We start from the raw sequence: 14,853 nt of genomic DNA, 5'->3' as shown, positions 1-14,853 counted from the left end.
GAGCCTTCGTTGACTATTTCGTCCAGCACACACGTCTACCTGCGGCAAAACATTCAGTTCGAACCGCTGATCAACGGTTGGTACGCGTGGTTTCACACGCTGCCGCCGTTGACCGCCGCACTCAACGTGGCCGAGCGGTTCCTGCCGCTGATGAAATCCTATGCGGCGTCGCCGATGATGCATGCGGCGGCCTGCAAGGATCCCGCGATGCGCGGTGGCCCGTTTCTCGACCTGGGCGGCAAGCGCGTCGACGAAATCCGCGCGCTGATCGAGCAGACCACCGCTCGCGCGACCCGCCAACTGGAGCTGGCGAAGGCTTACAAGACATTCTCCACGTTGCTGCTGGAACAGGCGAAGGGGATGGCATCGGATCCGATCTATCCCGAGATCCCGGAAGTGCTGAAAGGCTATGTCGAGATCTACTACGACCTGAATCACAACCCGTCCTTCCGGCTCTTCGAGAGCCTGCTGTATGCGAGCCCGCTCTACGCGCGCGACGCCCAGAGCATCGCGCTGTCGGCGATCGACGAGAACACGCCCCGGCCGTTCATTCTCAGCACGCCCCGGCTCAGCGACGAGCGCACGCTGTTTTGCAACATGGCCTTCGACGATCGCGCGCTCGATGCGCTGTTCCGGATGCGCGACACGCCCGGCAGCTACGCGAAAATCGTCGACCTGATGCGCGTGGAGGAGAAGGACGAGCCGCTGTTCCGCACGTTCTTCGTCGAGGAGGCGCCCGCGCCGAAACCGGATCGTTCGTTCGACGGCGACGACATCCGCATCCGCTATTACGGCCACGCGTGCCTGCTGGTGCAGAGCCGCGGCGTGAGCATCCTGATCGATCCGGCGATCAGCTACGGCTACGACACCGCGCTGCCGCGCTATACGTTCGCGGACTTGCCCGACCAGATCGACTACGTGCTGATCACGCACAGCCATCACGATCACATCGTCCTCGAAACGCTGCTGCAGCTTCGCCACAAGGTCAAGACCGTGGTGGTCGGCAGGAATCTCGACGGGTTTCCGCAAGATCCGTCACTGGCGCTGGCGTTGCGCAAGCTCGGTTTCGACGACGTGCTGGAAGTCAGGGATGCAGACGAAATCAAGGTGCCCAACGGCGCCATCACCGCCATTCCGTTCCTGGGCGAACACAACGACCTGGCGATCCAGAGCAAGCAGAGCTTCATGATCCGCTTCGGCACGCGTTCGGTGCTGTGCATCGCCGATTCGTGCAACCTGGACCCGCGTCTTTACGAGCATGTCTTCCGCCTCGCCGGCAAGCCGGACACGTTGTTCGTCGGGATGGAAACCGAGGGCGCACCGCCGTCATGGGTCTACGGCCCGCTGTTTCCCAAGGCGCTGCCGCGCGACCTCGACCGCTCGCGCCGGGCGCGGGGCTGCCAGTTCGGCGAGGCGGCCGCGCTGGTGGACGACTTCCCGTTCAACGCGGCGTATGTCTACGCGATGGGCCAGGAGCCGTGGCTCAACCACCTCCTCGACAACACCTTCGACGAAAACTCGCCCAGCCATATCCAGTCCACCCAGTTTGTCGCGCACTGCAAGGCCAAGGGCATCGCTTCCGAAATCCTGTACGCGACCAGGGAGATCGTGCTTTGTCAGAACTGAATCTCAACGCGCTGTCGACCAGCGGGCAATACCAGGAACACTTCGCGTTCTGGAGCGAGGCGCTCGGACGCCTCGACGAAGACTTCCGTCTTCAGCAAGCGTGGCAGGCGTATGCGTTGCCCCTCGGCCCCGCGCCGGCGCTGACGTTCGCGCTCGACGGCGACGCGGGGCAGGCCCTGGCGAAGCTCGCGGCCGGCAACGAGCTGGGCGCGTTCGTCGTGCTGCTGGCGGCGCTGTTCCGGGTGCTCGGGCGCTACGACGGCGCGGCCGGCCTGTTCGTGGATACGCCGCGCCTGATCGCCGAAGCCGCGAACGGTTCCGCCGATTCCATCCCGCTGCTCGACGCCGCCCAGCCCGGCCCCACGGTTCGCGCGTACCTGAACCAGGTGCGCGACAGCGTGCAGCGCAGCTATTCGTATCAGGATTTTCCGATCGCGGCCCTCGCGCACAAACTGCGCGGCGCACGGCCCGCGACCAACGTCGGCGTGCGCTTCGACGGCCTGCACGAAGCGTGGACGGCGGGGGACTACGACCTGTCGATCGAGATCCGGCATCGCGCGTGCTACGAGATCGTCCTGACGGGCCGGCCGACGGTCTTCACGCTGCATTATCTGCAGCATGTCGCGCGGCACCTGCGCAACGTCGTGGCCGGCTTCGGCGCGCTGGACGCCCCGCTCGACACGGTCTCGCTGCTCGATGACGAGGAACGTGCGCGCCTGCTTGCGCATGCGGCACCCGTTGCCGTGGATGGCACCTTCCTCGCGCAGTTCGCGCAACGGGTCGCGGCCACGCCGGACAGCGTCGCGGTGGTGACCGCCGACGCATCGCTGACCTATGCGCAGCTGGACGACCAGGCGTCCCGGCTGGCGGGCTTCCTGCTCGCGGAATACGCGATCGGGCGCGGCGACGTGGTGGGGGTGGTCGCCGACCGTTCCGAGCGCTGGATCGTCGGCATGCTCGGCGCGCTCAAGGCGGGCGCATTGTATCTGCCGCTCGACCCGGAGTTTCCGCGGGAGCGGCTGCGCTTCATGATCGAGGACGCGAACGTCAAGGCGCTGCTGACGAACTCGGAATACCTGCCGCTGCTCGCCGATTTCTGGGCGATTCCGATGTTCGCGCTCGACTTTCAGCTCGACACGCTGGAACCCGCACCGGCGTCGGCGCAGGTCGAGGTCGCGCCGGGCGACGCGGCGTACATCATCTACACGTCCGGCTCCACGGGCACCCCCAAGGGTGTCGTGCTCGAACATGCCGGGCTCCTGAACATGGCGCAGTACCATGTGAACGCCTTCGGTTTCGATGCCGACGACCGGTTCGTCCAGTTCTACTCCCCGGGCTTCGACGGCTCGATCATGGAGATTTTCGTCACGCTGCTCGCGGGGGCGCGCCTGGTGCTGGCGAAGACCGCCGTGATCCGGGACGTGCCGCGCTTCGTCGACTACATCGCGCAGCAGGGTGTCACCACCGTCAACGCGACGCCGGCCTATCTCGCGTCGCTCGACTGGAACGCGCTCGGCGCCGTGAAGCGGGTCATCAGCGCGGGCGACAACGCGCGCGTGGCGGATCTGCGCGAACTGGCCCGGACCCGCGTGTGCCACAACTCGTACGGCCCGACCGAGGCCACCGTGTGCATCGCGGACTACGTGGTCGATCCGGCGATCGCCTACGGCGCCCGTCTGCCGGTCGGCCGGCCGATCCACAACACGCACCTGTACCTGCTCGACGAGCACGGGGCGCTGGCCCCCGACGGGTGTGCCGGCGAGATCTGCGTATCCGGCATCGCGCTGGCGCGCGGCTATGTCGGCCGCGACGACCTGAGCGCCGCCGCGTTCGTCGACCACCCGTTCGAAGCGGGCGAGCGCCTCTATCGCACCGGCGACCTCGGCGTCTGGCTGCCGGACGGCAACCTGGAAGTCACCGGGCGCCGCGACACGCAAGTGAAGATTCGCGGCTATCGCATCGAGACGGGCGAAATCGAAGCGGCGCTCCGGCAGCACGCCGGCGTGACCGACGCGATCGTGTTCGTGCGCGAGGATACGCCGCAGCACAAGCAGCTGGTGGCCTGCGTCGCCACGGCGACGGCCAGCGTCGCCGGCCTGCGGGAACATCTGAAGGAACGCCTGCCCGAGTTCATGGTGCCCGCCTCGATCGTGACGCTCGAACGCCTGCCGCTGACACCGAACGGCAAACCCGACCGCAAGGCGCTCGCCGCGCTGGAGCTGGCGCCCGTGCCGGGCGCAACCGCGTACGCCGCACCGGCCAATGACGTCGAAGCGCGCCTGGGCAAGATCTGGTCCGAGGTGCTGGGCCGCGAGCCGATCGGCGTGCACGACAATTTCTTCGAACTCGGCGGCGACTCGATCCTGCTCATCCAGGTGATGTCGCTGGCCCAGCAGGTCGGCCTCAAATTCACCGCCGACCAGTTTTTCGCGCATCCGACCATCGCCGCGCTTGCCCAGGTCGCGGTGGAGGCGCCGTCGCTCCGGATTTCGCAGGAACCGGTGGTCGGCCCCGCCCCGCTGACGCCGATCCAGTCGTGGTTCTTCGCACAGGACGTGGCGGATCCGCACCACTACAACCAGTCGACCATGATCGAGGTGCCCGCGTCGCTGCGGCCGGACGTGCTCGAGCACGCGCTGGCGGCGGTCGCGACCCATCATGACGCGCTGCGGCTGGGGTTCGAGCGCGTCGCCGGCGCATGGCAGCAATCGCATGCGGCGCCGCCGCTGGCGATTCCGCTCGGCGTCACGTCGCTGGCGGACGCGGCGCCCGCCGCACGCCAGGCGGCGATGCTCGCGACCGCCAGCGACCTGCAGGAAAGCTTCACGTTGTCGGCGCCGCCGCTGCTGCGCGCGCACCTGTTCCAGTTCGGTCCCGACGCGCCGCAGCGCCTGCTGGTGGTCGCGCACCATCTGGTGATCGACGGCGTGTCGTGGCGCATCCTGTTCGAAGACCTGTACGCCGCATGCCGCCAGCGCGAAGCGGGCGAAGCGGTGCAGCTGCCGGCCAGGACGACGGCGTGGCGCGACTGGTCGACGCGCCTGTCCGAACTCGGTGCGAGCGCGCCCGACGGGCTCGACTACTGGCTCCAGGCCAGCGCGGACGAGCCTGCATGCTTCGACGACATGCCCGTCGGCACCGTCGGCGAAGCCGGCACGACGGTCATCGATTTCGACGCCGGGCAAACGCTCGCGCTGTTGCAGGACGTGCCGCGCACGTTCAACACCCAGATCAACGAAGTCCTGCTGGCGGCCCTGCTGCTCGCGTTCGGCGACTGGACCGGCAACGCCACGCTGGTCGTCGAGCTCGAAGGCCACGGTCGCGAGGACCTCTTCGACGGCGTCGATACGTCGCGCACGATCGGCTGGTTCACCACGCACTACCCGGTGTACCTGAATGCCGGCGACGCCACCGTGGCGGTCGACGCGTTGCGCCACGTCAAGGAGCAGCTGCGCGCGGTGCCGATGCGCGGGCTCGGCTACGGCGTCGCCCGCTACCTCGGCAACGACGCCGGCATCGCGGCGGCACTGGAGCGGCAGCCGCCGGCGCCGGTGCGCTTCAACTACCTCGGCCAGATCGACCGCGTGCTGGCCGACGACACGGGCTGGAAGCCGGTGCTCGACTTCCAGAGTCCCGAGCACAGCCCGCGCGCACGTCGCGGCCACCTGTTCGAGATCGACGGGATGGTGTTCGACGGGCGTCTGCGCCTGACCTGGCGCTACAACCGCGAGGCCTGCGCACCCGGCGTCATCGAGCAGCTGACGCAGTGCTACCGCAGCCGCCTGCTGTCGATCGTCGAGGCCAGCGGCGACGGCCCGCGCGGGCTGAGCCCGTCGGACTTTCCGGCCGCGCGCATCAGTCAGGAAGCGTTGGACGCCCTCGTATCAAGGATCAAATCGTGACCTCCCCCACCATCGCCGATATCTACGAGCTCTCCCCGATGCAGGAGGCGATGCTCTTTCATGCCGTGCACTCGCCCGGCGCGAGAAGCAGCTTCAACCAGCTCGGTTGCCGGATCACCGGCAGCCTCGATCCCGCGCTGTTTCAAGCCGCATGGCAGCAGCTGATCGATCGGCACCCGGTGATGCGCACGTCGTTCCATTGGGAGGAATTCGACAAGCCCATGCAGGTCGTGCATGCGCACGCCACGCTGCCGTGGGTGCAGGACGACTGGCGCGATCTGCCGGACCACGAACAGCGCGCGCGGTGGCGCGCGCATCTCGACCGCGACCTGGCCGAAGGCTTCGCGCTCGATCGTGCGCCGCTCGTGCGCTGCCGCCTGGTGCGCGTCGCCGAGCACGCCTACCTGTTCAGCTGGAGCCACCATCACATCCTGGCCGACGGCTGGTGCCTGTCGCTCGTGATCGAGGAGATCTTCGAGGCCTATCGCGCGCTCGCGCACGGCGTGCCGCCGACGCTCCCCGCGGTGCGCCCCTATCGCGACTATATCCAGTGGCTGCAGCAGCGCGAGCCGCAAGCCGCGCAGCAATACTGGGCGCGCTATCTCGAAGGTTTTCACTCGCCGACCCCGCTGCCCACGGCCGCGCGCGCGGACGCGGGCGAGCGCTTCGGCGAGGGCCTCGCGCAAGTGCAGGCCGACCTGTCGGCCGACCTGAGCGCGCGCCTGCGGCAATTTGCGGCCCGTCATCACGTCACCCTCAATACCCTCGCGCAAGCGGCCTGGGCGCTCGTGCTGTCGCGTTACAGCGGGGAGACCGACGTGGTGTTCGGCGCCGTCGTGTCCGGACGGGGCGCGAACCTGCCCGGGATCGAATCCATGCTCGGCCTGTTCATCAATACGGTGCCGGTGCGGGTGCGGGTCGACCCCAGGCAGCCGCTGGTGCCGTGGCTGAAGATGATCCAGGCGCGCGTGGCCGCCCGCGCGCCGTTCGAGCACACGCCGTTGCCCGACATCCAGCGCTGCAGCGACGTGCCGCTGACGACGCCGCTGTTCGAGAGCAACATCACGTTCATGAATTACCCGCTGGACGCGTCGCTGACGCATGGCGCGCACGGGCTGGCGGTCGACGAGGTTCAACTCTACAACCGCGCCGACATCCCGCTCGAATTCGTGGTGACGGCGCGCGACGACTGGAAGATGGAACTGTCGTTCGATCCGCGGCGCTTCGACGAAGACACGATGCAGCGCATGCTGGGCCACGTGGCCGCGACGCTCGATGCCTTCGCGGCCGATCCGAACCGGCTGCTCGGACGCCTGCCGATCCTGCCCGAGGCCGAACGACGGCAACTGCTGGACACCTTCAACGACACCGCCGTGCCGTTCGACGCCGCGCTCACCGTGGTGCATCGTCTGGAACAGGCCGCCGCGGCGCACCCGGGGCGGCCGGCGGTCGAGTACCGCGACAGCGTCCTGAGCATCGGTGAACTGAACGCCCGCGCCAACCGTATCGCGCACCGCCTGCTGGCCGCCGCCGAGCTGGGGCCGGACGCGCTGGTCGCGATCTGCATGCACCGGTCGGCCCGCCTGATGGAGGCGATCCTCGCCGTCTGGAAGTGCGGCGCCGCCTACATTCCGATCGACCCCAACTATCCGGCGGCGCGCATCCGCACCATTCTCGAGGATTCCGGCGCCGCCCTCGTGATGACCTGCGACGGCCTGTTGCCGCCCGAGCTGGCCTCGCTCGCGCCGGTCGTGTCGCTCGACGACGCCACCGGGAGCGACGACGACACCAATCCCGGCCGCCCCGTGTCTCCCGACAGCCTCGCCTACGTGATCTACACGTCCGGTTCCACCGGAAAGCCGAAAGGGGCGATGGTCGAGCACGCCGGCATGCTGAATCACATGCTCGCCGAGATCGACGAGTTTTCGATATCGGCGTCGTCGGTGATCGCGCAAACCGCGCCGCATTGCTTCGATATTTCGGTCTGGCAATTTTTCACGGCGCCGCTCGCCGGCGGCAAGACCGTGATCGTCGACGACGAATGCATTCGCGATCCCGCGTCCTTCGTCGCGACCCTGGACGCCACCCGGGTCAGCATCCTCGAACTGGTGCCGTCCTATCTGTCCGCCGTGCTCGACCGCGCGTCGGAACGGCCGGCGCTGATGCGGCACCTGCGGCACCTGCTCGTCACCGGCGAGATGGTCAGCCCGGCCCTGGTGAAACGGTGGTTCGACGTGTTCCCGGACATCGCGCTGGTGAACGCGTACGGCCCGGCGGAAGCGTCCGACGACGTCGCGCAGCACCGCATGACGTGCGCGCCGGCCACGCCTTACGTCCCGGTCGGCAAGCCGATCCGCAACGTGCGCCTCTACGTCGTCGACCCGCAGATGAACCTGTGCCCGATCGGGATTCCCGGCGAACTGTGCGTGTCCGGCATCGCCGTCGGCCGCGGCTACCTGAACAACGAAGCCGCGACGCGGGAGGCTTTCGTCGAGGATCCGTTCGTTCCGGAGCGCGGCGTCCGCATGTACCGCACCAGCGACATCGGCTGCTATCTCCCCGACGGCACGATCGCGCTCTACGGCCGCAAGGACCACCAGCTGAAGATCCGCGGCTACCGCATCGAGCTCGGGGAGATCGACAACGCGCTGGCCGCCATTCCGGAAATCCGCCAGGCGGCCGCGCTCGACTATCGCGACGACGCCGGCCGCGCCGCGCTGTGCGCGTATGTCGCGTTCCGCGACGGCGCGTCGCTGAGCGATGCCGCGATAGCCGCCGCGTTGTCCGCCACGCTGCCGGACTACATGGTGCCCGCCATCTACGTGGTGCTCGACGCGCTGCCCCTGAGCGGCAACGGCAAGATCGACCGCAAGGCGCTGCCGCCGCTGGACCGGTCGCGGCTGTCGGCGGCGGTACACGCACCGACACCGCCGCGCACGCCCACCGAGACGCTGCTGTGCCGCATCTGGGGAGAAGCGCTGGGCATTCCGGCGCCCGGCATCCACGACAACCTGTTCGCGCTGGGCGGCGACTCGATTCTCAGCATGCGCATCGTGTCGCTGGCCGCCAAGGCGGGCCTGAAGCTCACCACCCGGCTGATCTTCCAGCATCCGACGGTTGCCGAGCTCGCCACCGTGGCGACGCGCGGCACGGTCGGCACGGCGGAGTTCGTCGCATCGTCCGGCCCGCTGCCGCTGACGCCGATCCAGCAGCGTTTCTTCGCGCAGCACCAGGACGATCCGCACCAGTACAACCAGGCGGTCCTGCTCGACGTGCCGGCGGATTTCGATCCCGCCTTGCTGCGCCAGGCGTTGCGGCACGCGGTCAAATGGCACGATGCGCTGCGGCTGCGCTTTCGCGCGGGCGAGTCCGGCTGGATCCAGGCAGTCGTCGACGATCCGGAGGTGCCCGTCGGCGTGTTCGACCTTCCGCGCGACCAGCTCGCGCAGCACGTCGCGCAATCGCATGCGAGCCTGAATCTGTCGGATGGCCCCGTCGTGCGTGCGGACCTGTTCCGTCTCGACGAAGGCCGTTCGCTTCGTCTGCTGCTGGTTGCGCATCACCTGGTCGTCGACGGCGTGTCGTGGGGGGCGCTGCTCGAAACCCTGCACGACGCCTATACCCGCCTGCGCAACGGCAAGGCGCCCGAATTTGCGGGCGGCAGCGCGACGTGGGCCGCCTGGACCCAGGCGATCTCGCGCTGGGCCGGCGCGGGCGCCGCCGACGCCGATCGCGTCCATTGGCAGGCCCTCGCGCGCGCCGACCTGCCCGGCCTGCCGCTCGACCGCACCGCGCCGGCCGACGCCAATACCGTGTCGTCCGCCGAAACGATCGTGGTCGAGCTGGGCGAAGCCGCGACGACGGCCTTGCTGGGCGCCGCGCCCCGGGCCTACGACGCGCAGATCAACGACGTGCTGCTTGCCGCGCTCGCGCGTGCCGTCAGCGACTGGAGCGGATCCGCCGACGTCCTGCTGGATCTCGAAGCGCACGGGCGCGAGGAACTGGTCGAAGACCTCGACATCTCGCGCACGGTGGGCTGGTTTACGTCCGTGTTCCCGGTCGCGCTGACGGTCGATCCCGGCCTGCACGATCCGGCTCGCCTGATTGCGTCGGTGAAGACGCAACTGCGCGCCGTGCCGAACGCGGGCATCAGCTACGGCCTGCTGCAAGACCGGCTCGACGCTCCGGCGCCGCAGCCGCCACTGCTGTTCAACTACCTGGGCCAGACCGACCAGCTGTTCGCCGCCGCGCGCGACTGGAAACCGGCGATGGAGCCGAGCGGCGACGGCCGCCATGCGAGCCAGCGGCGCGAACACCTGCTCGACATCAACGCCTATGTGACCGGCAACCGCCTGCATGTTGCGTGGGAATTCAGCCGGGCCTGCCACGACGCCGCCACCATCCGGCGCGTCGCGCAAGCGTACATCGCGGCACTCGAATCCCTGGTCGCCGACCCTGCCGTCCCGTCCGCATCGACCCGGCCCGCGACCGGCCAGGCGCAGGCGCCGGCCTCGGTCATGCCGGACGAGATCGCCGACGTCTACGCGCTGACGCCGACCCAGCAGGGCATGCTGTTCCACGGGCTGTACGAACCCGCGTCGGATGCGTACTTCAGCAGCCTGAATTTCCGTATCGACGGCGCGCTCGACGTCGAACGGTTCCGCCGCGCGTGGGATACCGTGGCGCAACGGCACGACATCTTGCGAACGTCGTTTCACTGGGAAGACCTCGACAGCCCCGTGCAGGTCGTGCATCGCCATATCGACTTGCCGTGGCACGAGGAGGATCTGCGCGCGGCGTCCGCCGCGCAGGCCGAACAGCGTCGGCAAACCTACGACGCGCAGGACCGGGCACGCGGCTTCGACTTCACCCGGGCGCCGCTGATGCGTCTCGCGCTGTTCCGCATGGGCGATCACGCATGGTGCTTCCACTGGAGCCATCACCACATCCTGCTCGACGGGTGGAGCTCCGCCCGGCTCCTGGGCGAAGTGGCCGCCGCCTATCAGGCGCTGCCGGCCGACGGTGCGCCGGAGCAGGACGCGCCGCCTGCGTTCGCCGAGTACGTGCGCTGGCTGGCGCGCCAGGACGCAGCCGCGGCGGAACGCTTCTGGAAGACCAGGCTGGCGGATTTCCCGGCGACGACGCCGCTCGTGCTGGGACGCCCGGAACTCGACGGCACGGCCGCGCCGGGCGCCTATGTCGAAGTGCCGCTGCGGCTCTCCGAAAGCGACACGCAACGGCTCGTCGCCTTCGCGCAAACCCGTCGCCTCACCCTCAACACGCTCGTGCAGGGCGCGTGGGCACAGCTGCTGGGCCGCTACAGCGGCGAAGCGGATGTCGTGTTCGGCACGATCGTTTCCGGTCGCCCGGCCTCGCTGCCGGCGTCGGACGAGATGGTCGGGCTGTTCATCAACACGCTGCCGGTGCGGGTTCGCATCGACGCGCGCCCGACGTCCGCGTGGCTCGCGCAGTTGCAGATGGAGCTCGCGCAGCAGGAGGAATATGCGCACTTTCCGCTGGCCGACATCCAGAAATTCGCGGGCCTGCCGCCCGGCGTGCCGCTCTTCGAAAGCCTGCTCATCTTCCAGAACTATCCGGTCGAGGAAGCGCTGGCCGACGGGCTGCCCGGCCTGCGGATCGGCGAATTCCAGGTCGCCGATCCGAACAACTACCCGCTGACGCTGGTCGTGACGCCGGGCAAGCGCCTGTCGCTGCAGGTGCTGTACGACGACGGCCGGTTCGATCGCGAAACGATCGTCCGCCTGCTGGGTCACGTCGAAACGCTGCTCGTCGGCCTCGCCGGCGAGGAAGATCGCCCGAACCGCAGCGTTGCGCTCCTCACCGCCGCGGAGCGGGACGCCATCGTGCTCGGATGGAACGATACGTTCGCGCCGGTTCCGTCCGACCGGACCCTGCCCGAACTGATCGAAGCCGTCGCCGCCGCGCACCCCGAGCGCATTGCGGTCCGTTGCGGCACGGAGGTCCGCACCTATCGCGACCTCGTCGAAGGCGCCAACCGGATCGCCGGTCATCTGCTGCACGTCGCGCCGATCCAGCCGGACGACCGGATCGCCGTCTGGATGCCGCGCTCGCCGCTGATGCTGGAAACGATCCTGGCCATCTGGAAGTGCGGCGCGGCGTACGTTCCGGTCGATCCGGCCTATCCGGCCCAGCGGGTCGAGACCCTCCTGACGCTGGCCCGGCCGGCCATCGTCGTCGCGACGGACGGCGTGCCGCCGCCGGCGCTGGCGTCGATCCCGCGGGTCGATCCCGCGCGCGTGCCCGAGCAACGCGACGCCGGCGCGCCGGTGCCGCGTTGCCGGCCCGCGGACCTTGCGTACGTGATCTTCACGTCGGGTTCGACCGGCCAGCCGAAGGGCGCGATGGTCGAGCATCGCGGCATGCTCAATCACGTGCTCGCGATGGCGCGCAGGGTCGGGCTCGGCGCGCAGAGCGCGGTCGCACAGACCGCTTCGCACTGCTCCGACATTTCGGTCTGGCAGTGCTTCGCGGCACTGGTGTCGGGCGGCACGACGGTGATCTATCCCGATGCCGACATTCTCGAGCCCGCGCGCCTGATCGACGCGCTTCACCGCGACCGCATCACGGCGATGCAGTTCGTGCCGTCCTATCTGGCGACCTTCCTCGATGAGCTGGAACGGCACCCGGCGCCGGCGTTCCCGCACCTCGACACGCTGCTGACGATCGGCGAAACCCTGCAGCCGGCCTCCGCGCACGCGTGGTTCCGCCTGAATCCGGCGGTCCGGCTCATCAACGCGTACGGGCCGACCGAAGCGTCGGATTCCGTCGCGCATTTCAGCATGGAACGCGCGCCGGATCTGCCGGCGATTCCGATCGGCCGCCCCATCGAGAACCTGCGCCTCTACGTCGTCGACGCCGACATGAATCCGTGCCCGGCCGGCGTCAAAGGCGAGATCTGCATCGGGGGAGCAGGCGTCGGACGCGGCTACCTGTTCGACGAAGCACGCACCCGGGCGGTGTTCCGCGACGATCCGTTCAGTCCGGAACCGGGCGCGCGCCTGTATCGCACCGGCGACATCGGCTGCTTCGGGGCCGACGGCACGCTCCATTTCTTCGGCCGCCGCGACTTCCAGGTCAAGATCCGCGGCTATCGCATCGAGCTTGGGGAAATCGAAGCCGCGCTGACGGGGCTCGCAGGCATCTCCAACGCCGTCGTGGTCGCCCGTCGGGCGCCGGACTCGGACATGACCCTGTGCGGCTACGCGTCGGGCACCGGCTGGACGCCCCAACGCCTGCGCGACGCACTGCGCGACACGCTGCCGGCGCATATGGTGCCCGACACCGTGATGCTGCTGCCGGCGTTGCCCGTCATGCCGAACGGCAAGATCAACCGCGCCGCGCTGCCGCTCCCGGAGGCCGCGTCGGTGCCCGACGGCGCGCCGGCCGAACCGCAGACGCCCGTCGAGGCCGCGCTGCTGCGCATCTTCGCCGAGGTGCTCGGCCGCCGGCCGAACGGCGTCGACGACGACTTCTTCGAGCATGGCGGCCAAAGCCTCAAAGCGATCCAGATGGTCAGCCGGATCCGGCGTGAACTGAAACTGAACGTCGCGGTCGCCGATATCTTCCAGGCGCCGTCGCCGCGCGCACTCGCGCGGAAGCTGGCGTCCCGCCCCGCCGAGCGCCTCGATGTCGATGCGCCCATCCCGGCGCTTGCGGTGCAACCGTCCTACGCGGTGTCCCGTGCGCAGAAGCGGATCTGGCTCGCCAGCCGCAGCGCGGATCCGTCCACGTACAACATGGCAGGCGCGCTGCAGCTGGACGGCGCCATCGACACGGCGCGCCTCGTCGGTGCGTTCGACGCGCTGGTCGATCGCCATGAGAGCCTGCGCACCGTGTTTGCGATGATCGAAGGCGAGCTGCGGCAACGCATCCTCACCCGCGAGGCATCCGGATTCCGGGTCGAGCACATGGATCTCTCCGACGATGCTGCACTGCAGGCCATCGATGCGCTGATTCGCGAGGAAAGCGGGCAGCCATTCGATCTCGCGTCGGGGCCGCTCTTGCGCGTCAAGCTGGTCCGGCTCTCGCCGACGGAGCACCTGCTGCTGTTGAACATGCACCACGTGATATCGGACGCATGGTCGATCCGCGTGCTGACCGACGACCTGCAAGCCCTGTATGCGGGGCACGACCTGCCGCCGCTGTCGATCCAGTATCGCGACTACGCCGCGTGGCACAACGCGAGCCTCGACGGCCCGCACGCCGCCGCGCATCGCGCGTACTGGCTCGCGCAACTGGCATCGCCGCTGCCCCGCCTGCAACTGGCGTCGGATTTCCCGCGTCCCGAGCGGCCCGGTCATGCCGGGCAGACGCTGGAAGTCGAACTGTCGGAGCCACAGGTGACGGGCCTCGCGGCGCTGGCACGCGCGCACCGCACGTCGCTCTACACGGTGCTCCTCGCGTCGTTCTGCGTGCTGATGCACCGCTACACGGGGCGCGAGGACATCGTCATCGGCAGCGTGTCGGCCGGACGCGACAGCGAGCAGCTCGAATCGCAGATCGGGGTGTTCCTCAACACCCTCGTGCTCCGCGTCCCGGTGCAGAAGTCCGCGACCGTCGAAGCGGTGATCGATGCGGTGGCGAAAGCCTCCACGGACGCGCTGGCGCATGCGTCCTATCCGTTCGATGCGCTGCTGGACGACCTGAAGATTCGCACCCCGGCCGGCCACTTCCCGATCTTCGACATTCAGGCGAATGCCATTTCGATGCCCGCGCCGCAGTCGGATCTGCGCATCACCGACCGCTCGCAGACGGACACCACGGCCAAGTTCGACCTGTCGTTCCAGGTCGTGGAAAGCGATGGCCGGCACCGCATTCAGTTGATCTACAACGCCAACCTGTTCCGCCCCGCGACCATTGCCGCGATGCGCGATCGACTGCTCGCGATCCAGGACGTCTTCCGCCGCGATCCGGCCATGCCGGTCGATCGCATCCCGCTGTCCGGCGATGCGCCCGCCGCCAGCCCGCGCGTACGGGTCGGCCTGCGCCTGAAGCGCGTGCCCGAAGTCACCGCCGACGACGTGCTCGAGGAGAAGTCGTGATGCCGGCCGGCGTTCGAACGGCGGGCGCCATGCGCCCGGCTTCGGGTTGTTTCAGGTGAACAAAACGTATCGAGGAGTTTCCTGTGCAAGACAATAACGTGCTGGTCACCGACCATCGCTATGCGCACACCGCGCGATTCTGGCGCGAAAGCCTGTCCCGGGTCACCGGCACCTACCGGATCGCCGCGCACGCGCCGAGCCCGCAACCGGGGCGCCTGCTGTCCCGCACGGTGCCGCTCACG

Annotated in this window: 3 protein-coding genes; all 3 read left to right on the top strand. The window is 68.8% G+C overall.

All coding sequences use genetic code 11. The features are described 5' to 3' along the window. Window positions 1-9: 9 nt before the first annotated feature. From ACWMMN_RS34680 to ACWMMN_RS34670, 3 genes are read left to right on the top strand one after another with little or no spacing between them, the layout of a single operon-like run. Complete coding sequence (locus ACWMMN_RS34680) at window positions 10-1,626, top strand: MBL fold metallo-hydrolase (protein WP_059241576.1); 1,617 nt, start codon at window positions 10-12, stop codon at window positions 1,624-1,626. Then, window positions 1,614-5,528: an amino acid adenylation domain-containing protein gene (locus ACWMMN_RS34675; RefSeq protein ID WP_486424469.1), complete on the top strand. Its 3,915-nt coding sequence runs from the start codon at window positions 1,614-1,616 to the stop codon at window positions 5,526-5,528. Before ACWMMN_RS34680 ends, ACWMMN_RS34675 begins: the two co-directional genes overlap by 13 nt. Then, a complete protein-coding gene (locus ACWMMN_RS34670) occupies window positions 5,525-14,611 on the top strand; it encodes an amino acid adenylation domain-containing protein (RefSeq protein WP_486424468.1) in 9,087 nt (3,028 codons plus the stop codon). Before ACWMMN_RS34675 ends, ACWMMN_RS34670 begins: the two co-directional genes overlap by 4 nt. Window positions 14,612-14,853: the final 242 nt, after the last annotated feature.

The organism is Burkholderia cepacia complex sp. TUM26381 (assembly GCF_057439935.1).
Note: the sequence above shows the minus strand (reverse complement) of the source record. Positions and strands in the feature narration are given on the sequence as shown.